The organism is Paenibacillus sp. VT-400 (assembly GCF_001029205.1).
Taxonomy (GTDB): domain Bacteria; phylum Bacillota; class Bacilli; order Paenibacillales; family Paenibacillaceae; genus Paenibacillus; species Paenibacillus amylolyticus.
Genome location: NZ_LELF01000067.1, coordinates 1,512,072 through 1,534,210 on the forward strand (window position 1 = coordinate 1,512,072; position 22,139 = coordinate 1,534,210).

Consider the following 22,139-nt stretch of genomic DNA (forward strand, 5'->3'; position numbering starts at 1 on the left):
AGTCTTATGTCAAAGGAAAATGATAAACAGTTCGTGACTGAAATCACACCACAGGGTGAGGATTTCTCACGCTGGTACATTGATGTTATCAAAAAAGCTGATCTCATGGACTATGCACCCGTACGCGGTTGTATTGTGTTCAAACCAGACGGATTTGAAATCTGGGAACATATTAAGGATGAGTTGGATCGTCGTTTCCGGGAAACGGGTCATCGCAACGCATACTTCCCGATGTTCATTCCTGAGAGCTTCTTTCAAAAGGAAAAAGAGCACGTGGAAGGTTTTAACCCTGAATTACCATGGGTTACGGAAGCTGGCGGAGAGAAGCTGGAAGAACGTCTGGCAATCCGTCCTACATCCGAAACGATTATTGGTCACATGTATTCCAAGTGGATTCAGTCTTATCGGGATCTTCCGGTACTGATCAACCAGTGGGCTAACGTAGTTCGTTGGGAAAAAAGAACATTGCCTTTCCTTCGCACAAGTGAGTTCCTGTGGCAGGAAGGTCATACAGCGCATGAGACGGAAGAAGAAGCACGTGAAGAAACGATGAAAATGCTTCAGATTTATCGTGAAGTGGTTGAGGAATACTTGGCTATTCCTGTAATTGTAGGTCAGAAAACCAAGTCCGAGAAGTTTGCGGGTGCGGTGGATACCTACTCGATCGAAGCCATGATGAAGGATGGACGTGCAGTACAAGCAGGTACATCTCACTACATGGGGACGAACTTTGCAAAAGCATTTGAAATCCAGTATCTTAGCCGGAATAATGTGCTTGAGCTGGCTTACACCACTTCATGGGGAGTAAGCACACGTTTGATCGGAGCATTAATTATGGTTCATGGAGATGACCGTGGTCTCGTACTTCCTCCTAAAGTAGCACCAACACAAGTAGTCATGATTCCAATTGGACCTCCGAAAACGCGTGATGCTGTTGTTGGACGTGCAGATGAGTTGTTCACTGAGTTGAAAAAAGCTGGAGTCCGTGTGAAAATGGATGATCGCAGCGATGTTCGCCCAGGTTGGAAATTCAATGAATACGAGATGCGCGGTGTTCCGATTCGTCTGGAGATTGGTCCACGTGATATGGAAAATGGCGTTTGTGTACTCGTATCACGGATCACAGGTGAGAAGAAAGTTGTAGAACAAGCGAACCTGGTAGAGGAAATCCAGGCTATGCTGACACAGATCCAGGTAGATATGTTAGAGCGTGCTCGCACATTTATGTCGGATAACTTCTATTCCGTGGATACACTCGATGAGATGAAAGAACTGATGGAAAATAAACGCGGGTTTACACTGGCCGGATGGTGCGGTTCGGAAACTTGCGAAGATAAAGTAAGAGAAGTTACAGGTGCAACAAGCCGGAACATTCCGTTCCAGCCTGCGGAAGAAAAGCATACGTGCTTGGCTTGTGGTGAACAGGCAGAACACACGGTTGTGTTTGCAAGAGCGTATTAAGTCAGGATAACCTGACTTAATACATTGAACTAAACATTTACATGAGAACGTAGAGAACAGAAATAACCTGAAGAAGTGGAGCTAAAAGCTTTCTGAAAGAAAGCTACATCGGAAGCATACGCTGCGCCTTTATCCCCGGATTTTCCCCTTTGTAAATGGGAATCAAAAAATCTGGGGGTAACAGTGATCGGAAGGTTGTTCTGTTATCGGAGTGGTAAGTGTAAATATCTTTTTGTTCAATGTATATAACGGCACGTACGGACTGTAAGAGTAATGAATGGAGAGCTTCTGTCGGATAAAATGAGTCGGTGCGAGTTCGGATCGGTGACATTTTTGAATGCAGGGGCTTTTCATGCTTTAAGGGGGTACAAGGAGGAACACGATGAGCGGATTCGAGGAGAAAAGAAAACGGTTTGAGTTGTTGATGAAACAGGCAGAGCTTCCGGCCGGTCTGTTAGAGCCCTATTTTTTGGATGGATGGATTGAACAAGTAGAGACCAATCGAAGTAATCGGGAATGGAATATTCTGATTGCAAAGGATACGTTGGTACCCGCTCCAATCTATCGCACATTTTGCCTGCATATTCAAGAGAAAATGAATCATATCGCCAAAATTTCATTTGGCTTCAAATACACGGACCAAGTACAAAATGGGGATATCGTCAGTGAATATTGGAATCTGTTTCTGGAGTGGGTTACCCGTGAGATTCCATCTGTGAATGGTTGGATGAACCGGACAACCTTTGAATGTGAAGAGGATCTACTACAACTGACAATGAGTGATGCAACGTCGATGGAATTGGCTCGTAAGAAACAGATTGATCAAGCTATTACAAAATTCTATGAAAAATACTTTCATTTACCTCTTCGCATCAAGATGCAAGTGGGTGAAGTGGGAAGTAATAAAGAGGCCATGGAACAGTTCCAGGCCCAAAAACGTGTAGAAGAACTTGAGGTCATCGAGAAGATGATGAGTGAAGTGGACACAGAAATCCCGGTGGATGAGGAGCAGGGTGATCTGCGTTTGCAAATGGGTTATGACATCAAGGAACCTGCAGTACCCATGCAGGAAATCCAGGATGAAGAGAAAAAGGTCACGCTTCAAGGTTCGGTGTTTGGACTGGATCGTAAAGAACTGCGAAACGGAAATACGTTGTTTACCTTCTACCTGACCGACTTCACGGACTCCATGCAAATGAAGATGTTTGCCAAAACAAAAGAGGATGTTAAAATTCTCAGTTTGTTGGCTAACGGTAAATGGGTAAAAGTGCGTGGTCGTGTAGAATATGACCGGTTTATGCAAATTCCTGAACTCGCCATGATTCCTTCGGATTTGATTGAAGTTAAAGCACCGCCGTCTCGCAAAGATAATGCACCAGAGAAACGGGTGGAGTTCCATTTGCACTCTACGATGAGTACGATGGATGCTGTAACTTCAATTGACAAATACGTGAAAATGGCAGCGGAGTGGGGACATAAGGCGATTGCAGTCAGTGATCATGGTGGGGTGCAGGTATATCCCGAGGCTTCCAAGGCTGCTAAGAAAAACGGGATTAAGATGATCTACGGCCTTGAGGCCAATGTCGTGAATGACTCTGTTGCCGTTGTAATGGCTCCTCAGCCATTGGATCTCCAAACAGCAACATACATCGTATTTGATATCGAGACCACAGGTTTGTCGGTAACACAGAACAAAATCATTGAGATTGCAGCCGTGAAGATGCAAGATGGTAAAGAAATCGACCGATTTGCAACGTTTGTGAATCCGCATGAACGCATTCCCTACAACATTCAGCAGTTGACCAATATTAATGATGACATGGTAAAAGACGCACCTGAGCTGGAGCCTGTTATTCGTGAGTTTGTGCAGTTTGCTGGTGATGGTGTGCTTGTTGCGCATAATGCACGTTTTGACATGGGCTTTATCCAGGCTTCCCTGAAGCAAATTGGATTGCCTGAACTTCCTAACCCGGTTCTTGACACATTGGAACTGGCGAGATTGTTATTTCCAAAAAATAAGAACCACCGTCTGAATACGATGGCGGATAAATATAAGGTTGGACTCGAAAGTCATCACCGTGCCATTGATGATACGGTTGCACTCGCGGGTATACTGATCGGATTATTAAATGATGCTGCTCAGATGAAAGGTTTAACGAGGCTTGATCGCTTGAACGATTATGTAGGTGTCGACTTGTCGAATACAAGACCTTTCCATTGTGGAATCTATGCATTGAATGATGTCGGTAAGAAAAATCTATACAAGCTGGTATCTCTCTCTCATACGGAACATTTCAAGCGGGTACCGTGCATTCCCAAATCGAAACTGATTAATCTGCGTGAAGGCCTTGTTATTATATCGGGCTGTGAAAAAGGGGAGTTTTTCGAAGCGGTGCTTAACAAATCGCTCGAAGAAGCGGAAGAGATCGCTGAGTTCTATGACATACTGGAGATCCAACCACTTACCATGTATATGCATTTGGTGGATAAAGGGTTGGTGGCTACACCCGAAGAAATCAAAACAGCGATTCGTAAAGTCATTGATATAGGCGCAAAATTTAATAAACCGGTCATAGCCACAGGTAACGTGCACTATTTGGAACCGCGTGACAAGTTATATCGGGATATCACCATTCACGGAATTACAGGTTTTAGTCCACTCAAAGATCAACGTAAACCGGATGCACATTTTAGAACGACAGAGGAAATGCTGGAAGAGTTCCAGTTCCTGGGCCAAGATAAGGCTTACGAAGTCGTTGTTACAAATACGATAGAGTTATCTGATCGTTTTGAGGAAATTAAGTTATTCCCGGACAAACTGTTTACTCCAATTCTGGAAGGTGCGGACGAAGAAATCCGTAATACCTGCTATGACACTGCCAAGTCTATCTATGGCGAGGAATTACCAGAAGTAATCGTTGCACGACTAGAGAAAGAGCTCATTCCAATTATTAAATACGGTTTTTCTGCCAACTATTTGATCTCGGAACGCTTGGTTAAAAAATCGAATCAGGATGGTTACCTCGTAGGTTCGCGGGGATCGGTTGGCTCCTCTGTTGTTGCTACATTCCTGGGTATATCCGAGGTTAATCCACTACCTGCTCATTATATTTGTGTGAATTCAGAATGCAAACACAGCGAGTGGTTCCTGGACGGCAGTGTTCGGAGTGGATTTGACCTTCCAGAGAAAGAGTGTCCGGATTGTGGTGGCACACTTAAAGGAGAAGGCCAAGATATTCCGTTTGAGACCTTCCTTGGGTTTAAAGGAGATAAAGTTCCCGATATTGACTTGAACTTCTCTGGTGATTATCAGCCTCACGCACATAACTACACGAAAGTACTATTTAGTGAGAAGAGTGTTTTTCGTGCCGGGACCATCGGTACGGTGGCTGAGAAAACAGCATTTGGTTTTGCCAAGAAGTACGAGGAACAGCATCAGAAGAAATGGCGTGGAGCTGAATTGAATCGTTTGGCCTCTGGCTGTACTGGGGTGAAACGGAGTACTGGACAGCATCCCGGCGGTATTGTCGTAGTACCTGATTATATCGAGGTCGAAGACGTTACACCTGTTCAGTTTCCGGCTGACGACGTTAATGCGGAGTGGAAAACGACACACTTTGATTATCATGCTTTTGAAGAAAACTTACTGAAACTTGATATTCTGGGGCACGATGATCCAACTATGATGCGGATGTTGCAGGATTTGACAGGGGTCGATCCGACGTCCATTCCGATGAATGATCCCAAAGTCATGAGCATGTTTAACTCAACCGAAGCTCTGGGTGTTACACCGGAACAGATTAGGTCGCCAGTCGCAACGTTTGGCGTGCCAGAGATGGGAACGAAGTTTGTACGTCAGATGCTTGTTGAATCCCAGCCGACGTCTTTTGCCGATTTACTGCAGATTTCCGGATTGTCTCATGGTACAGGGGTATGGCTTGGAAACGCTCAGGATCTGATTAAGAACGGAACATGTAACATTAAAACGGTAATCGGTTGTCGGGATGATATCATGTTATTCCTGATCTATAAAACGGGAATGGACGCAAGTCTGGCATTTAAGATTACCGAGAGTGTTCGTAAGGGACGGGGCCTACCACAGGAATGGATTGACGAGATGAAGAATTGTAAAGTGCCTCAATGGTACATTGATTCGTGTCTCAAAATCCAGTACATGTTCCCGAAGGCTCACGCGGCCGCTTATGTTATTTCGGCAGTACGTACGGCGTTCTTCAAGCTGTATCATCCGATTGAATATTACGCAACTTACTTTACTGTTCGGGCTGATGAGATTGATATCGAACTGATGTGTCAGGGATATGACGCGATCTATCGCAAAATTACGGAAATTGAGCAATTAGGTTTCCAGGCACCTCCAAAAGAGAAAAACATGTTACCTGTCCTGGAAATGGGTCTGGAAATGGCAGCACGCGGATTCTCGCTGAAATCCATTGACTTATACCGTTCAGAAGCGACAAAGTTCATCGTTGACGGAAAATCACTAATCCCTCCATTTTCAGCTTTGGCAGGAATCGGGGATAACGCTGCTCGCAATATCGCTGCGGCAAGAGATCATGGTGAATTCCTGTCGGTGGAAGACTTCCAGCAGAAGTCGAAAGCAAGTAAGACTATTGTTGAACTTCTGTCGAATATGGGATGTTTCCGTGGCTTGCCAGAGAGCAATCAGCTTTCCCTTTTCTAGGATTGAATTTGGATCTAACCATAGCGATTGTTGGGGGAACGTAATTTTTCCTTCATTAGTAAGTAAACTGCCTGAAGCATCGCTTACTTGTCACTATTACCAGACTATGTTATAATTTTTGAAGTGAACGAGATAGTACGAATTTCTAAAGAGTGGGGAAACCCACTCTTTAGTCTTTGGTATACAAGAATCTTGGGTATTGAATAATCTGCCAGTGCTTTTTTGCTGGTGTAACCTAAGTTGGAGGTTATTGGTTTTGAGCACAACGAACATTAAATCTACCGTGGAAGAAATGATCCAACCCTACTTGAACGAACAAGGCTTCGAGCTGGTTGACATCGAATACGTCAAAGAAGGCAGCAACTGGTTTTTACGGGTGTATGTCGACAAAGAGGGTGGCATCGACATCGACGATTGTGTCTTGATCAGCGAAAAGCTGAGCGCCAAGCTGGATGAGAACGATCCGATTCCAACCATCTATTTCCTTGAAGTGTCTTCTCCCGGTGCGGAGCGTCCACTGAAAAAACCTGAGGACGTTACCAAAGCTGTAGGCAAAAATGTTTTTGTTACAACCTACGAGCCGGTGAACGGATTGAAGGAATTTGAAGGCAAGCTGCTTTCCTTTGATGACGAGGAACTCGTGATTGAAGCAGGTAAAAAACAGCATGCCATTTCTTATGATAAGGTTGCCAGTGCGCGCCTAGCTATTTTGTTTTAAGTGCCTTGTTCACTTTATTAATGAAAAAGACACATCTCACGATAACGGCAAGGTGCTCATGAGTTCAGAGCCTTTCGCCGTTTTACGTATGAGATGCCATGTTTGAAAGGGGGATCAACATTCATGAGTATGGATTTTATTGAAGCAATGAATGAATTGGAACGGGAAAAAGGGATCAGCAAGGATGTGCTGTTTGAAGCGATCGAGGCTGCACTAATTTCCAGCTACAAGCGGAATTTCAACACGGCCCAGAATGTGCGTGTTGACATGAACCGTAATACGGGAGTTATTCGGGTGTATGCCCGTAAATTGATCGTGGAAGAAGTCCTGGATTCACGTACCGAAATTTCATTGCCTGCTGCACGAGAAATCAACCCACACTTCCAGTTGGAAGATATTGCGGAGATTGAAGTTACGCCGCGTGATTTCGGACGTATCGCGGCACAAACTGCCAAACAGGTAGTGACCCAGCGGATTCGTGAAGCCGAACGCGGCCTGATCTACAACGCTTTCGTAGATAAGGAAGAAGATATCGTTACGGGAGTGGTGCAGCGTCAGGATTTGCGCAATATCTACATCGATCTGGGCAAAATCGAAGCGGCTTTACCGCTGACCGAATTGATGCCGAACGAGAAGTTTGTTCATGGTGACCGTATTAAGGCGTATATCACCAAGGTCGAGAATACGACAAAAGGGCCGCAAATCATTTTGTCCCGTACCCATCCGGGCCTCTTGAAACGTCTCTTTGAACTGGAAGTGCCTGAGATCTTTGACGGTGTAGTTGAAATTCGCTCCGTCGCTCGCGAAGCAGGGTTCCGCTCCAAGATTGCCGTTCACTCCCGCAACGAGGAAGTTGATCCAGTTGGATCTTGTGTAGGTCCTAGGGGAATGCGCGTGCAGACCATTGTGGGTGAGCTGCGCGGTGAAAAAATCGACATCGTTCGTTTCTCCGATCAGGTAGACGAATATGTTGCTAATGCACTGAGTCCTTCCAAAGTATTGGAAGTTCATGTATTTGAGGAAGAAAAGATGGCTCGGGTTATCGTTCCGGACTATCAACTGTCCCTCGCAATTGGTATCAAAGGCCAAAATGCCAGATTGGCAGCCAAATTAACCGGCTGGAAAATCGACATTAAGAGCGAGAGCCAGGCGGAACAGGAATTCGGCAGAGAAAAAGATTCTTCTTCTGAAATGCATCAGGATTCCGTCTCCGTCGACTAAAGTAAAGTACGGGGGGCGCTGACGTATGAAACCAAAAAAAGTGCCGCTGCGCAAATGTGTGGCATGCCAAGAAATGATGCCCAAAAAGCAGCTGATTCGCATTGTTAAAACGCCAGAGGATGAAGTGCTGATCGATTTGACTGGCAAAAAATCCGGACGTGGTGCCTATTTATGCGGCAAAGAGTCCTGTTTTAAGCTCGCACTCAAAAACCGGGCTTTGGATCGGGCGTTAAAAGGCAAAGTCTCACCTGAAATTTACGAGCAATTAGCAGCTGACTTCATCGCGGTTGAGGATGAATTCAAAGCAGCACAGGAGCGTGAACATGACTAATATTAAAACGCTGTCTTATTTGGGACTCTCTATGCGTGCAGGTAAACTTGTAACAGGTGAAGAAATTGTACTTAAAGCGATCCGTTCTTCCGAAGCTAAAATGGTTATTGTTGCGGGTGACGCCTCAGCCAATACACAAAAGAAATTTCGCGATAAATGCGGAACTTATAAGGTTCCTCTGTTGATCGGATTTGACCGGGATAGTCTGGGTTCAAGTATCGGTAAAGACACGCGTGTTGTTCTTGCAGTAACGGATCGAGGGTTTGCAAAAATGATCTCCAAGCAAGTCGGTATAATGTCGGAGGTGGAGTATATTGAGTAAACAGGAAAACAAGGATAAATTGCGAGTTTATGAATATGCGAAGTCCCTTAATATGAGTAGTAAAGAAATTATAACCATTCTTAAAAAGCTGGAAATTCCCGTAAACAATCATATGAGTGTCATGGAGAATGGTTCAGTCGGTAAGGTGGAACAATTTTTTAAAGATATAAAATCCACTGCTGCTTCGAAACAAGGCAACGATGCAAAACCAGTTGCTACTTCGGCAGTGCGCAGTGACAAACCAGTGGACAGCAACAAGCCGGCCGGCGGAGTGAACACGCCGAAGAGCAGTAACCCATCCGGTAGTCCCGTACAAACAAAAATACAACAGGAAAAGCAGGTAGGTATGAACAATAGACCAAATTCCAACAATAACAATGGCACCCAAAGACCCAGCGGCCAAGACAGCCGCAACAGAACGAACTCTTCCCAAGGCTCAAGCCAAGGAGGACAATCAACTAACCGTCCAAGACCAGCTCAAGGTGGACAAAGCAGTACTGCATCCCGTCCGCAAGGAACGGGTCAACGTCCGAATAACAGCGGTGGCGGTCAAGTAAGAACTTCAGGTCCTAACAGCGGTGGTAATACAGGTACTGCTGGCAACCGTAGCGGTGGCCAAGGTCAGAGCCAAGGACAAGGCCAACGTAGAAGCGGCCCAGGTGGTACTACTGGCAGCAACAACAATAGTGGTAACCGTTCGAACAGCGGTGGCGGTGGACGTCGTTATGATGACAACCGTGGCGGCAACTTCCGTGGTAACCGTGGTGGCAAGAACAACCGCAACAGAAATCAACAACAGTACCAACAACGTGAGAAAATTGATAACACACCTAAGAAAATCATCGTTCGTGGTGATATGACCGTTGGTGAAACAGCGAAGTTGCTCCATAAGGATGCTTCCGAAGTTATCAAAAAACTCATCGCTATGGGCGTTATGGCAACAATCAACCAAGAGCTTGATATCGAAACGATCCTTCTGCTTTCAGGTGAATTCGGTGTTGAGGTTGAAGTGAAGATTGTGCTTGAAGATGACCGTTTCGAAACACTGGAAGAGAATGATGATGCTGCTGACTTGCAGGCTCGTCCACCAGTAGTTACGATCATGGGTCACGTTGACCATGGTAAAACTACTTTGCTGGATGCTATTCGTTCCACGAATGTATCCGATGGCGAAGCCGGCGGAATCACGCAACATATCGGTGCATATCAAGTTGAAATTAACAACAAAAAGATCACGTTCCTGGATACTCCGGGTCACGAAGCGTTTACAGCGATGCGTGCACGTGGCGCACAAGTTACGGATATGACGATTATTGTCGTAGCTGCGGATGACGGTGTTATGCCACAGACCATTGAGGCGATTAACCATGCCAAAGCTGCTGGGCTACCAATCATCGTGGCTGTCAACAAAATTGACAAGCCGGGCGCTGATCCAGACAAAGTGAAACAAGAACTAACCAGCTATGAACTCGTTCCTGAAGAGTGGGGCGGAGATACCATCTTTGTTAACGTGTCAGCGAAACAAAGAATGGGTCTGGAAGGTCTGCTTGAAATGATTCTGCTCGTTGCAGAAGTGAACGAATACAAAGCGAACCCGGACAAACGTGCCCGTGGTACAGTGATTGAAGCCGAGCTGGATAAAGGACGTGGCCCAGTTGCACGTATCCTCGTACAGCACGGTACATTGAAAGTCGGCGATGCTTTCGTAGCAGGTAACTGCTTCGGTCGTGTTCGTGCGATGGTCAATGACAAAGGTCGCAAATTGAAAGAAGCTGGACCTTCAACACCTGTAGAAATCACAGGTCTGACTGAAGTTCCAGGTGCGGGAGATCCATTCATGGTGTTTGAAGATGAGCGCAAAGCGCGTTCCATCGCTGACAAACGTTCGATCACGCAACGTGAATCCGATCTGGGTACGCATACTCGTGTGACGTTGGATGATCTGTTCCAGCACATCAAAGATGGCGAGATCAAAGATCTGAACGTAATCATCAAAGGTGATGTACAAGGTTCGGTTGAAGCATTGAAAGGTTCCCTTGCGAAGATCGAAGTTGAAGGTGTACGCGTGAAAATCATTCATAGCGGCGCTGGTGCAATCACAGAATCCGATATCATTTTAGCTGCAGCATCCAATGCTATCGTGATCGGTTTCAACGTTCGTCCTGATAACCAGGCGAAATCAACTGCAGATCAAGAGCAAGTAGACATTCGTCTGCATCGCGTGATCTACAGTGTTATCGAAGAAATTGAACAAGCGATGAAAGGTATGCTTGATCCGATCTACAAAGAAAAAGTTATCGGTCATGCTGAAGTTCGGAGCACGTTCTCCATCAGTAAAGTGGGTACCATCGCTGGTTGTATGGTTACCTCGGGTAAAATTACGCGTTCTGCGGAAGCACGCCTGATTCGTGATGGCATTGTCCTTTACGAAGGTAAGCTGGATTCCCTGAAACGTTATAAAGATGATGCCAAAGAAGTAGCACAAGGTTACGAGTGCGGTATCACACTTGATAAATATAATGATCTCAAAGAAGGCGACGTTATCGAAGCTTTCATTATGGAGACAGTACAACGATAAGCAAGGAAGCATGAGGTGAACAACAATGGCTAAGATTCGTACAGGTAGAGTGGGCGAGCAGATCAAGAAAGAAATAAGTCTGCTCATCCAGTCTGAACTGAAAGATCCACGTATCGGCTTTATTACGGTAACGGGAGTCGAAGTGACAGGAGACTTGTCGCAAGCCAAAGTTTATCTGAGTGTCTTCGGTGAACAGGAACAAAAAGATAACACGCTCAAAGCTCTGGCAAAAGCAAATGGATTTTTGCGTTCCGAGCTGGGCAAACGTATCCGGTTCCGGCATGTCCCCGAGTTGATATTTAAGATTGACGAATCCATCGCTTATGGCAGCCGAATTGAGAAGCTGCTTGGCGATATTGGTTCCGACAAGAACGAATCCCAGTAACAGAATAGAGGAGACGGCAATGCACACTTATGAACAGGCGCTCCAGGCCGGAAAGCAATTTCTGCTGGAGCATGATGATTACCTGGTCGTGTCGCATGTACAGCCGGACGGTGACGCAGTCAGCTCGACGGTAACGGTGGGCTGGCTGCTGTCATGTCTGGGTAAGACATTCACGATGATTAATGAAGGTGAAATCCCCGGGCGTATGCAATTTTTGTGGGAAGCAGGCAACATTGTGAACATGACCGAACAACCACCGCAGCGAAAATATAAAGCTGTTATCTGTGTGGATTGTGCAGACTTTGCCAGAGTAGGTTTGACACGTCATTATTTCGAAGAAGATGCTGTTATCTTGAATATTGATCATCACCCTACAAATGACGGTTATGGTACAGTCAACATCATTAAGTCAGATGCTGCTGCTACGGCTGAAATCTTGTTCGATTTTCTTAACCTGTTCCAAGTAACATGGGATAAAGATGTTGCGACGGCAGTTTATACAGGATTGCTTACCGATACAGGTGGATTCCGCTATGCCAACACCAGCCCAAATGTTATGACAACGGCCTCCAGACTGCTTGAACATGGCGTGGATGGACCCTATCTCGCCCAGACCTTGTTGGAACAGGTGACTCTTCCGCAAGTTCGGATTTTGAATCAGGCACTATCAAGCCTGCAGATGACAGATGATGGAAAGATAGCCTGGGTTGTTATTACACCAGATGATATGGTGGCTTGTGGAGCAGCTAATGAAGATCTTGAAGGGGTAGTGAACTATCCACGCAACATTCAGGGCGTGGAAGTTGGTATCTTTTTCAAAGTCATCAACGAGAATGCAGTCAAGGTTTCTTTGCGTTCAGCTGGTAAAATTGATGTTGCTGCACTAGCACAGACCTTTGGCGGAGGCGGGCATGTGCTCGCAGCCGGATGTCGTCTGGAAGGCAGACTTGATGATATTATCGCAAAAGTACTGAAGCAGGTGAATTCACAATGGTAAAGCCATTTGAAGGTGTACTTCCGGTATATAAACCGGCGGGATTTACTTCTCATGATGTTGTAGCCAAAATGCGTCGCATTCTCAAAATGAAGCGCATTGGGCATACGGGCACACTTGACCCACAAGTTACAGGGGTTCTGCCGCTCTGTCTTGGACGGGCGACACGTGTGGTGGAGTACATGCAGGAGCTTCCGAAGGAATATCTGGCTACGCTGAGATTGGGACTGTCTACTGACACAGAGGATATGACAGGGGAAGTCATTGAGCTGGCTGAAACGACTGTGGAAGTAACACAGGAACAGGTTCAACAGGTGCTTGAGCAGTTTCTGGGCACGATCTCACAGGTACCACCCATGTATTCTGCGGTAAAGGTAGACGGCAAACGTCTTTATGAGCTTGCTCGTGAAGGTAAGACGGTAGAGCGTAAGAGCCGTGAGGTCACAATCTATGAGCTCGAACTTACTGGGATTGAGACTCAGGGTGAGACCACCGATATATCCTTCCGGGCCTTATGTTCAAAAGGTACTTATATTCGGACATTGTGTGTAGACATTGGCCGGCAACTCGGATATCCATCCACCATGGTTCAACTGGAGCGTACGATATCGGCAGGTATTTCTGCAGATCGTTGTCTGCGTATTGAAGAAGTGGAACAACTTATGGCTGACGGGACTTTGGCGGAGGCGCTGATTCCTGTTGACGAGGCTATTGCTTCAATTCCGGCTCACAAGGTTGGAGAAGAACAGGCCAAAGGAGCACTACAAGGTCAGAAACTGTCTGCACGTCTTCTGGAACCGCCTGTAGAGCAACCTGGTTTATTGCGGTTGTATGCTCAGGATGGTACGTTTCTGGGGATATTTGAACGGGATGAACTAAAACCAACGGTGAGGGCAGTTAAAGTCTTTTTGCCGGAATAAAGAGGTTTCGGGCTTGGAGTTGTGGTGATGCTCAAGCTTGGCCTATCTAGTGAAATGCAGGTGAATGATTGTGAAAACCGTAATGCTAACCTATCCGCAGACGTTACATTCGACTGAGCTGAGCACACTGCCCCAAGTGCTTGCGATTGGTCAATTCGACGGACTGCATCTCGGACATGCAAGTGTCATTTTATCAGCTGTCCGCATTGCGCGGGAAACGGGCATGCAGGCAGCGGTCATGACCTTTCATCCACATCCGAAGGAAGTTATGCGCAAAGGGGATTACGAGGGTTATTTAACTCCCTTGAGAGATAAAGAAGACATCTTGGCAGGAATGGGCGTTGATGTACTCTATGTGGTGGAGTTCAATGAGGATTTCTCACGTTTGACGCCGCAACAATTCGTACACGACTTGTTGATTCCTCTTCAGACACGAACAGCGGTGGTTGGTTTTGACTTCCGTTTTGGTCACAAGGGTGCAGGGGATGAACAACTTCTTCGTACTTTGGGAGAAGGAGAGATGACGGTGGAAACCGTTCCTCCTTTCTTGTTAAATGGTGAAAAAGTGAGCAGTTCTCTCATTCGTGGCCTATTGAAGCGTGGGGAGATGGACGAGGCCAGTCATTGGCTTGGCCGACCTTACAGCATCAGAGGAACAGTCATTCACGGGGAGAAGCGTGGACGAACGATTGGATTTCCTACAGCGAACCTTGAACTCACGGATCATTACGTTACCCCGTCGAAGGGTGTTTACGCTGTTCGTGTGCAGTATGGCGAACAGGAACTGCATGGCGTAATGAATCTCGGTGTGAAACCTACGTTTCACGAAAGTGGGATGAAACCTACGTTTGAAGTGCACCTGCTTGATTTTGATGGACACTTGTATGACCAGGAACTAAAGGTTGAGCTCGTTCACTATATTCGTGCAGAACGAAAGTTTGACTCCATTGAGGCATTGATTAGCCAGATTCGTGAAGATGCATTAACTGCCGGCCGCCTGTTATCTTAAAGGTTCAGGATTAAATGCATGTTTACATTTACTTTAACTAGGCAATTATGATATACTGTACTACGTTGTCGATTGAGGCAACATTAACCTTGGCTTGGTTGCTTGCTCTCACCGGCGGTGACGAGGCTAATGGCGATTATATTGAAGGAGGTGAACAGGATGGCATTGACTCAAGAACGTAAACAACAACTGATCGACGAGCACAAAACTCACGAGTCCGATACAGGATCTCCAGAGGTGCAAGTTGCTATCCTTACGGAAAACATCACAAGTTTGACAAACCACTTGCGTACGCATAAGAAAGACCACCACTCACGTCGTGGACTTTTGAAAATGGTAGGTCAACGTCGTAAGCTTTTGGCTTACGTGAAAAACAAAGATGTTAAACGTTACAGCGCACTGATCGAAAAACTCGGATTGCGTCGTTAATTATCGTACATGTTTTCAAAATCAACCTGGCTGTTATCCGTCATTCTTTTGTCTAAAAGGACAAGCGGAACTTACAGCCGGGTTGTTTTGTAGATGAACATGTTGCCATATATTTGTAGATGGGGCTCCGTGAGGAGCTTTTGTTGTGCAGGTTAGCATGTTGAAAGTTCCATACATAGCTAATGAATGCAGGACAAGCAGGAAATACTGTGAATATGCAGAATCCATTGAATTAGGAACGAATAAAAGGAGGGGTTTCATGGAACAGCGTGTTGAAATGCAGCTTGGTGGAAGAAAGCTTACGCTTGAGACCGGGCGTTTGGCCAAGCAGGCTAATGCTGCCGTTAAGGTAACATACGGGGATACCGTGGTATTGTGTACCGTGACAGCATCAAGTGAGCCGAAAGATCTGGACTTTTTCCCATTAACGGTGAACTATGAAGAAAGATTGTACGCCGTAGGTAAAATCCCGGGAGGATTTATTAAACGTGAAGGCAGACCGAGTGAGAAAGCGATTCTTTCAAGCCGTCTGACAGACCGTCCAATTCGTCCTTTGTTCCCGGAAGGCTTCCGGAATGATGTACAAGTTCTGAATATCGTTATGAGTGTGGATCAGGATTGCGAACCGCAAATCGCTGCAATGATTGGTACATCAGCAGCATTGAGCATTTCGGATGTTCCATTCAGCGGACCGATTGGTGGCGTGAAAGTTGGACGTATTGATGGCGAGTTCATCATTAACCCAACGATTGCACAGCTTGAAGTCAGTGATATTGAACTGGTCGTTGCAGGAACCAAAGATGCCATCATGATGGTTGAGGCCGAAGCAAACGAAGTGCCGGAAGAAGTGATGCTCGAAGCAATCATGTTTGGACATGATGAGATCCAAAATATTATTGCTGTAATCGAACAACTTGTGCAAGTTGCTGGAAAAGAAAAAATGGCTGTTAAGTTGCGTACCGTTAATGCTGAAGTTAACAGCAGTGTGCGTGAATTCGCCAGCGCTCGTCTGGTCGAAGCGGTTAAAATCGCCGAGAAACATGCTCGTCAAGATGCAATCGATGTAGTGAATGACGAAACCGTTGCTCACTTTGAAGAGAAATATATTGAAAGTCCGGAATTGTTCAAAGACGTGAAGGAAGTTCTGCACGATATCGTCAAAGAAGAAGTGCGTCGTCTGATCACGCATGATAAAGTTCGTCCAGATGGACGTGGACTTGCTGAAATTCGCCCAATCGAATGTGATACATCTCTGCTGCCACGTGCACATGGTACAGGACTGTTTACGCGTGGTCAAACGCAAGCACTTAGCGTTTGTACACTTGGTGCACTGGGTGATGTTCAGATTTTGGACGGAATCAGTCTTGAAGAAACGAAACGATTCATGCATCACTATAATTTCCCACCATTCAGCGTAGGCGAAGCGCGTCCATTGCGTGCTCCAGGCCGTCGCGAAATCGGACATGGTGCTCTGGGTGAGCGCGCGCTTTCCAAAGTGATTCCTTCCGAAACGGATTTCCCATACACGATTCGTTTGGTATCTGAAGTTCTGGAATCCAACGGCTCATCATCTCAGGCAAGTATCTGTGCCAGCACTTTAGCTATGATGGATGCAGGTGTACCAATCAAAGCTCCAGTTGCGGGTGTAGCTATGGGTCTGATCAAAGATGGAGATCATGTATCCATTCTGAGTGATATTCAAGGTATGGAAGATCACCTCGGTGACATGGACTTTAAAGTAGCTGGAACACCTGAAGGTGTAACTGCAATCCAAATGGACATCAAAATTGCTGGTATTAATCGTCAAATTTTGTCTGATGCATTGGCGCAAGCCAAAGAAGGCCGTATGCACATTTTGGGCAAAATGAACGAAATTTTGAAAACTCCACGTGAGCAGTTATCACAATATGCGCCTAAAATTACAACGATGCATATCAATCCGGACAAAATCCGTGATGTTATCGGTGCAGGTGGTAAAATTATCAATAAAATCATCGAAGAAACCGGTGTTAAAATTGATATTGAACAGGATGGACGTGTCTTTATCGCTTCTTCTAACCAAGAGATGAATGATAAAGCCAAAGCGATCATCGAAGGTATTGTGCGCGAAGTATTGGTCGGCGAGATTTATGTCGGCAAAGTAAAACGCGTAGAGAAATTCGGTGCATTTGTTGAAGTACTTCCGAACAAAGAAGGTCTGGTACACATCTCGCAACTGTCAACTGAACGTGTTGCCAAAGTGGAAGATGTTGTAGCTATCGGTGATTCCATTACGGTAAAAGTAACGGAAATTGACCCACAAGGTCGAATCAACTTGTCCCGTAAAGCAGTTTTGACTGCTGAAGCTCCGGCTCAATCCTAGGATACCGAAGCGACAGGTTATAAATGGATAGATTGAATGAAGAGACAGAATGTGAATTTCTGGCTCTTTTTTTAACGTTTAAATACGTAAAGCAAGGATGAAACCATGGCTCAGCATTCATATTTTTGCCCTTGTCCTCATATGATGGGGACAAAGACGGCGGGAGGATGGAGCTGTGGGAAACCAATCCAAAAAGCTGGCGGCTGTTCTGGCGGGTGTGACTGCGGTCATATTGATCGGACAAGTTGGCAGTGTACGTACATACATTACGGAGATCCGTGATGGGCCAGGTACGCAAAATGCTTTTGACATGTTTAAGGAGGCAACTGGAGAAGATGCGCTGTTGTCTGCGATTCGGGATAAAGCGGCTGAAACAAAAATTGCTCCGGTAAATGCCAGAGTGGATCGGGTATGGAAAGCGATTCCTGGTTATAATGGCATGGAGATTGATGTGGAAGCGACATACCGTAAGGCGCTGAGTGGAACGTTGAATACCAAAATAGCGTATGTCTACCGTCAGATTGAGCCGGAGATCCAGCTTAAGGATTTGGGTGCACATCCGATCTATCGGGGGAACGCAAACAAACCGATGGTTTCTTTTATGATTAATGTGGCCTGGGGGAACGAATACATCAAACCGATGCTGGATACGCTCGATGCCGAGAAAGTGAAGGCTACTTTTTTTCTGGATGGAAGTTGGTTAAGCAAAAATGTTGAACTGGCCAAAGAAATTCAGAAGCGTGGGCATGAGATGTCCAACCATGCATATTCTCACCCTAACATGAGTCGATTGAGCGCAGAACGGGCCAAGCTGGAAATTAGCAAAACCCAGGATCTGCTCCATAAAACACTGGGCGTAGAGAATCGTTGGTTTGCTCCGCCATCCGGTGACTTTAATCAGAAGACCGTTGACATTGCTTCATCCATGGGACTGCAAACCGTGTTATGGACAGTAGATACTGTGGATTGGCGTAAGCCAAGCCCGGATGCCGTTGTTGCCAAAATTGCTAAAAATACCGAGGCTGGAACGTTAATTTTAATGCACCCTACAGCTGCTTCTTCGGGAGCTTTAAAGGGCATGATTCAATCCATACGGGCCAAAGGTCTGGTGCTCGGAACAGTAAGTGAGACGCTGTCTTCGGAACGTGTAAACACCTCTGCGGTTGAGTGAACGTTGTTTTTTTGTTAATATCAAACAGTTGGAACCAAATGTCGATTTCAATTTCAAGGTTGAGATCAAGGCAATTATAGAGATGTAGGAGGGCCAACCATGAAAAAAATTCAGCTGGGCAATGGCCTCAGAGTTGTCATGGAACAGATACCGACCTGCCGTTCTGTGTCTTTCGGAATATGGGTCAAGACAGGTTCGCGTAATGAGCAACCTGCAAGTAACGGAGTATCACATTTTATTGAACACATGTTATTCAAGGGAACAGATCGTTATGATGCCAAGGCGATTGCGGAGCAGTTCGATGCGATTGGTGGTAACGTGAATGCATTCACTTCCAAAGAATACACGTGTTATTATGCTAAAGTATTGGATGAGCATTTGCCGATTGCGGTTGATGTATTGTCTGATATGTTTTTCCGCTCCAAAATGGATGATGGTGAATTGATCAAGGAGAAAAACGTCATTCTGGAAGAAATCTCGATGTATGAAGATACGCCTGATGATATGGTTCATGATCTGATGGCCTTGGCCGCCTATGGTGAGCATCCACTCGCATACCCAATCCTGGGTACGGAAGAACGTCTCAAAGCGATGGATTCCAGCCATCTGCGTGCATATATGAAGGAGCACTACACAATTGAGAACACGGTCATTAGTATCGCGGGTAACATTGATGACAGTGTAATCGATCTGATGGAGAAGCATTTTGGTGCTTTTGATGTAAATGGAGTATCGGAAGCAGTCACGATGCCAGCCTTCCAAAGCGGACAGCTCTTTCACAAAAAGAAAACGGAACAGAATCATATCTGTATCTCGTTCCCGGGCTGTAAAATCGGAGATCCGCTGCAATTCGCTATGGTTGTTCTGAATAACGCCATTGGTGGAGGCATGAGCTCCCGGCTGTTCCAGGAAATTCGTGAGAAACGGGGTCTTGCGTACTCCGTGTATTCCTATCATAGCTCTCATGCGGACAGCGGACTTTTCACGATATACGCGGGTACAGCACCGAAACAGACCAAAGAAGTGCTCGATCTGACCAAAGAGGTTCTACGCGACTTGGCTGTTAACGGCTTGTCCGAAGATGAACTTCGTAAAGGAAAAGAACAGCTAAAAGGTAGCTTGATTCTGAGCTTGGAAAGCACAGGCAGTCGCATGAATCGTCTGGGTAAAAACGAGCTCATGCTGGGCAGACACCATACACTGGATGAGATGATTGCCAAAATTGAGCAAGTTACCATGGACGATATTAACGCGGTACTTGATCTGATGTTTGCTGAACCTTTTGCACTTGCTATGGTTGGCGCTTCAGATAAGACGATCGCTGGATTGAGAAGGGATGATTTTGTTGCATTACGTTCAAATACAGAAACTGCCGGGCAATGAAGATATTAAACTGCCTCAAAAAATGTCGGAGCTGGCATCCGGCTTTGATGTAGTAGCTGCACTTCAGGAAGATGTTGTATTGCAGCCGGGTCAGCGTACGCTGATTCCTACCGGACTTGCGATGGCAATGCCAGCTGGATTGGAAGCACAGATTCGTCCTCGGAGCGGACTGGCTTTCAAACATGGTATTACTTGCCTCAACACACCGGGGACCATTGATGCGGATTATCGCGGAGAAGTTAAAGTTCTGTTGATTAATTTGGGTCAGGAACCGTTCACAATTGTACGGGGAGAGCGCATCGCACAGATCGTCTTCCAGACCGTGCCTGCGGTTGAATTGACTGAAGTGAATGAACTTTCGGAAACGGTACGTGGCGAAGGTGGATTCGGTCATACCGGGAAATAAGCAGCGTAAATATACCTATTCTTTAGAGTCGTCCCTGACAGGGGCGGCTCTTTTTTACATTTGAGAAACGGACGGTGGAATGCAATTATTGTTTTCACCCCCCTGTGGGCCCCTGCATACGATAAGGCATACATGTGGTGAAAGGAGTGACGTCCCGATGCTGACCGGAGTCCGGATTGTAGTCCTGGGCGGAGATGCGCGGCAGCTTGAAGTCATTCAAAAGTGCGCTGAGCTGGATGCAACGGTAAGTGTGGTGGGTTTCGATAAAATAGAGCGTTCCATTCCAGGGATCGAGCACCAGGAACTGGAGGATGAAGTGTTTGCTTCCGCAGATGTACTCGTACTGCCTGTTGTCGGTTGCGATGAGCAGGGAAAAGTAAGTACTTCATTCAGTGACACACCGATCTATTTGAAAAAGGAACACATTGCAGCATTACCAGAGCATTGTATTGTGTTCACAGGTATGGCAAAGCCGTTCTTGCGCGAACTTAGTCTTGAAAATGGGCTGCGACTTGTTGAAGTACTTGATCGTGATGATATTGCACTTTATAACTCTATTCCAACAGCTGAGGGAGCCATCGCCATAGCAATTCGGGAGACGGACTTCACAATCCATGGTTCGGAATGCATTGTGCTTGGCATTGGTCGAACAGGATTCACAATGGCTAAAACACTGCAGGGACTTGGAGCAAATGTACGGGTGGGAATCAGGCGGGAAGAGGATGCTGCCCGCGCTACAATAATGGGCTGGAAGCCTTTCATGACAACGGATTTGGCCGCTCAGACCGGGGAAGTTGACTTGCTTTTTAATACGATACCGACTATGATAATCACAGCACAAATCCTGTCCAGAATGCCGCAAAAGGCTGTCATTATCGACCTCGCATCCGCTCCTGGCGGCTGTGATTTCAGGTATGCCGAGAAACGCGGTATCAAAGCGCTACTTGCGCCAGGCCTCCCCGGCATTGTTGCTCCCAAAACGGCTGGCGGCATTATTGCCGACGCGTTGATCCGTTTGCTTTTGGAAGAACAGAACGCACGGGAGGTTAAATCATGAACTGGCAGGGAAAAACGGTAGGTTATGCAATTACGGGTTCTCATTGTACGTTTGAAGAGGTTATGCCGGTAATTAGCCGCTTCGTAGCTGAAGGTGCCAACGTCGTTCCGATTATTTCGAATTCGGTTCTGACGACGGATACACGCTTTGGTACGGCGCAAAATTGGCAAAAACAGTTGAAAGATATAACAGGTAATGATATCATTTCTACAATTGTTGAAGCGGAGCCATTAGGGCCTTCCAAGCTGCTTGATGTGCTGGTTATTGCTCCATGCACAGGGAATACAACAAGCAAGCTGGCTAATGCGATGACCGACAGTCCAGTGCTAATGGCAGCCAAAGCGCAGATGCGCAATCAGCGTCCACTTGTGCTCGCGATTTCCACGAATGACGGTCTGGGCTTGAATGCTGCGAATATCGCCAAATTGCTTGTGGCTAAATACTTGTATTTTGTGCCATTTGGGCAAGACGATCCAGTGAAAAAACCAAACTCGTTAGTCGCCAAAATGGAATTGATTCCAGAGGCTTGCTGGAGTGCTCTTGAGGGCAAACAGTTGCAGCCGATGATTGTGGAGCGTTCTTCACAGGCTTGATGGAACAATGATTCGGTGACAACGTTTATACGCTTGGAGAAATGAAGAAGGGTTCGAGAGACAAAGAAAATCATGGGGGACAATATGCTGGATTGAA

The 22,139-nt window shown here is 46.1% G+C and carries 18 protein-coding genes; all 18 read left to right on the forward strand.

The window, feature by feature from the left end; translation table 11 throughout:
* The first annotated feature begins 6 nt into the window (after positions 1-6).
* Positions 7-1,461 (forward strand): proline--tRNA ligase, encoded by a 1,455-nt coding sequence (gene proS, locus EL84_RS17545; protein ID WP_036670387.1) that lies wholly within the window; start codon positions 7-9, stop codon positions 1,459-1,461.
* 382 nt (positions 1,462-1,843) lie between these two features.
* Entirely contained in the window at positions 1,844-6,163 is a 4,320-nt protein-coding gene (locus EL84_RS17550; RefSeq protein ID WP_047842498.1) for a PolC-type DNA polymerase III, read from the forward strand.
* Positions 6,164-6,419: 256 nt separating this feature from the next.
* The gene (rimP, locus tag EL84_RS17555) at positions 6,420-6,881 is read left to right on the forward strand and encodes a ribosome maturation factor RimP (protein ID WP_047842499.1); all 462 of its coding nucleotides are present in this window, start codon (positions 6,420-6,422) and stop codon (positions 6,879-6,881) included.
* A 123-nt stretch (positions 6,882-7,004) separates the two neighbouring features.
* Positions 7,005-8,102, forward strand: coding sequence for a transcription termination factor NusA (gene nusA, locus EL84_RS17560; protein WP_047842500.1), 1,098 nt, complete (start codon positions 7,005-7,007; stop codon positions 8,100-8,102).
* Between the two features lie 25 nt (positions 8,103-8,127).
* Positions 8,128-8,433: an RNase P modulator RnpM gene (gene rnpM / locus EL84_RS17565; protein ID WP_017689143.1), complete on the forward strand. Its 306-nt coding sequence runs from the start codon at positions 8,128-8,130 to the stop codon at positions 8,431-8,433.
* Complete coding sequence (locus EL84_RS17570; protein WP_017689142.1) at positions 8,426-8,755, forward strand: L7Ae/L30e/S12e/Gadd45 family ribosomal protein; 330 nt, start codon at positions 8,426-8,428, stop codon at positions 8,753-8,755. The genes rnpM and EL84_RS17570 overlap by 8 nt, the downstream gene beginning before the upstream one ends.
* The gene (gene infB / locus EL84_RS17575; protein ID WP_047842501.1) at positions 8,748-11,333 is read left to right on the forward strand and encodes a translation initiation factor IF-2; all 2,586 of its coding nucleotides are present in this window, start codon (positions 8,748-8,750) and stop codon (positions 11,331-11,333) included. The genes EL84_RS17570 and infB overlap by 8 nt, the downstream gene beginning before the upstream one ends.
* 25 nt (positions 11,334-11,358) lie before the next feature.
* Positions 11,359-11,718, forward strand: coding sequence for a 30S ribosome-binding factor RbfA (gene rbfA / locus EL84_RS17580; RefSeq protein ID WP_017689140.1), 360 nt, complete (start codon positions 11,359-11,361; stop codon positions 11,716-11,718).
* 19 nt (positions 11,719-11,737) lie between these two features.
* The gene (locus EL84_RS17585) at positions 11,738-12,715 is read left to right on the forward strand and encodes a DHH family phosphoesterase (protein ID WP_047842502.1); all 978 of its coding nucleotides are present in this window, start codon (positions 11,738-11,740) and stop codon (positions 12,713-12,715) included.
* On the forward strand, positions 12,709-13,632 hold the full coding sequence (truB, locus tag EL84_RS17590) for a tRNA pseudouridine(55) synthase TruB (protein WP_047842503.1): 924 nt from the start codon (positions 12,709-12,711) through the stop codon (positions 13,630-13,632). Before EL84_RS17585 ends, truB begins: the two co-directional genes overlap by 7 nt.
* Positions 13,633-13,702: 70 nt before the next feature.
* Positions 13,703-14,641 (forward strand): bifunctional riboflavin kinase/FAD synthetase, encoded by a 939-nt coding sequence (locus tag EL84_RS17595; RefSeq protein WP_047844250.1) that lies wholly within the window; start codon positions 13,703-13,705, stop codon positions 14,639-14,641.
* Between the two features lie 159 nt (positions 14,642-14,800).
* Positions 14,801-15,070: a 30S ribosomal protein S15 gene (gene rpsO, locus EL84_RS17600; protein WP_036609297.1), complete on the forward strand. Its 270-nt coding sequence runs from the start codon at positions 14,801-14,803 to the stop codon at positions 15,068-15,070.
* 259 nt (positions 15,071-15,329) lie between these two features.
* Positions 15,330-17,432 carry a polyribonucleotide nucleotidyltransferase gene (pnp, locus tag EL84_RS17605; protein ID WP_036670397.1) on the forward strand — a complete coding sequence of 701 codons (2,103 nt, stop codon included), beginning with the start codon at positions 15,330-15,332 and terminating at the stop codon, positions 17,430-17,432.
* A gap of 175 nt (positions 17,433-17,607) precedes the next feature.
* Positions 17,608-18,603 (forward strand): polysaccharide deacetylase family protein, encoded by a 996-nt coding sequence (locus EL84_RS17610; RefSeq protein WP_047842504.1) that lies wholly within the window; start codon positions 17,608-17,610, stop codon positions 18,601-18,603.
* Positions 18,604-18,702: 99 nt separating this feature from the next.
* Complete coding sequence (locus tag EL84_RS17615) at positions 18,703-19,986, forward strand: M16 family metallopeptidase (RefSeq protein ID WP_036670399.1); 1,284 nt, start codon at positions 18,703-18,705, stop codon at positions 19,984-19,986.
* Positions 19,946-20,392, forward strand: a complete 447-nt coding sequence (dut, locus tag EL84_RS17620; protein ID WP_017689132.1) for a dUTP diphosphatase — start codon at positions 19,946-19,948, stop codon at positions 20,390-20,392. Before EL84_RS17615 ends, dut begins: the two co-directional genes overlap by 41 nt.
* Positions 20,393-20,549: 157 nt before the next feature.
* Complete coding sequence (gene dpsA, locus EL84_RS17625) at positions 20,550-21,449, forward strand: dipicolinate synthase subunit DpsA (RefSeq protein ID WP_036609288.1); 900 nt, start codon at positions 20,550-20,552, stop codon at positions 21,447-21,449.
* A complete protein-coding gene (locus EL84_RS17630; protein WP_017689130.1) occupies positions 21,446-22,042 on the forward strand; it encodes a dipicolinate synthase subunit B in 597 nt (198 codons plus the stop codon). Before dpsA ends, EL84_RS17630 begins: the two co-directional genes overlap by 4 nt.
* Positions 22,043-22,139 lie beyond the last annotated feature (97 nt).

What these genes read in the sequence shown, in the direction of transcription:
- rbfA (WP_017689140.1), top strand. Translation starts at nt 11,359, where the DNA reads ATGGCTAAGATTCGTACAGGTAGAGTGGGCGAGCAGATCAAGAAAGAA.
- EL84_RS17550 (WP_047842498.1), top strand. Translation starts at nt 1,844, where the DNA reads ATGAGCGGATTCGAGGAGAAAAGAAAACGGTTTGAGTTGTTGATGAAA.
- EL84_RS17570 (WP_017689142.1), top strand. Translation starts at nt 8,426, where the DNA reads ATGACTAATATTAAAACGCTGTCTTATTTGGGACTCTCTATGCGTGCA.
- proS (WP_036670387.1), top strand. Translation starts at nt 7, where the DNA reads ATGTCAAAGGAAAATGATAAACAGTTCGTGACTGAAATCACACCACAG.
- rnpM (WP_017689143.1), top strand. Translation starts at nt 8,128, where the DNA reads ATGAAACCAAAAAAAGTGCCGCTGCGCAAATGTGTGGCATGCCAAGAA.
- EL84_RS17630 (WP_017689130.1), top strand. Translation starts at nt 21,446, where the DNA reads ATGAACTGGCAGGGAAAAACGGTAGGTTATGCAATTACGGGTTCTCAT.
- EL84_RS17585 (WP_047842502.1), top strand. Translation starts at nt 11,738, where the DNA reads ATGCACACTTATGAACAGGCGCTCCAGGCCGGAAAGCAATTTCTGCTG.
- EL84_RS17615 (WP_036670399.1), top strand. Translation starts at nt 18,703, where the DNA reads ATGAAAAAAATTCAGCTGGGCAATGGCCTCAGAGTTGTCATGGAACAG.
- pnp (WP_036670397.1), top strand. Translation starts at nt 15,330, where the DNA reads ATGGAACAGCGTGTTGAAATGCAGCTTGGTGGAAGAAAGCTTACGCTT.
- dpsA (WP_036609288.1), top strand. Translation starts at nt 20,550, where the DNA reads ATGCTGACCGGAGTCCGGATTGTAGTCCTGGGCGGAGATGCGCGGCAG.
- truB (WP_047842503.1), top strand. Translation starts at nt 12,709, where the DNA reads ATGGTAAAGCCATTTGAAGGTGTACTTCCGGTATATAAACCGGCGGGA.
- nusA (WP_047842500.1), top strand. Translation starts at nt 7,005, where the DNA reads ATGAGTATGGATTTTATTGAAGCAATGAATGAATTGGAACGGGAAAAA.
- rpsO (WP_036609297.1), top strand. Translation starts at nt 14,801, where the DNA reads ATGGCATTGACTCAAGAACGTAAACAACAACTGATCGACGAGCACAAA.